Source organism: Serratia sp. MMO-28 (assembly GCF_037199905.1).
Classification (GTDB): Bacteria; Pseudomonadota; Gammaproteobacteria; order Enterobacterales; family Enterobacteriaceae; genus Chania; species Chania oryzae.
In genome coordinates this window covers 1-227 of record NZ_JBBCVB010000132.1, presented here as the reverse complement: position 1 = coordinate 227, position 227 = coordinate 1, and the positions used below count along the sequence as shown (strand labels likewise).

1 protein-coding gene is annotated in these 227 nt (G+C 53.7%); it reads right to left on the bottom strand.

From position 1 onward, the window contains the following. A partial coding sequence (locus WG891_RS26870) for a hypothetical protein (RefSeq protein ID WP_337265253.1) occupies positions 1-227 on the bottom strand: 227 nt, incomplete at both ends.

Sequence of the window (227 nt, the reverse complement as noted above, 5' to 3'; positions counted from 1 at the left end):
CGCATACCGAGCCCCAAAAGCCATCTTGACGCCTCCGGCGAGTGACGGTCTTTTCCCCTTGATGGATAGCGTTTGCCTCACCTTCCTTGAAGCTGAAATCAAACGCGCGACGATTTAACACAGGGAAGGCGATCTTCACGCTGAAACCGGCCTCATCCAGAGCGCCTTGCGTTTTTTCTTCTATGGTGTGCAGACAGGTCTTGACCGTGATGTTTAGCCCCTCTTCC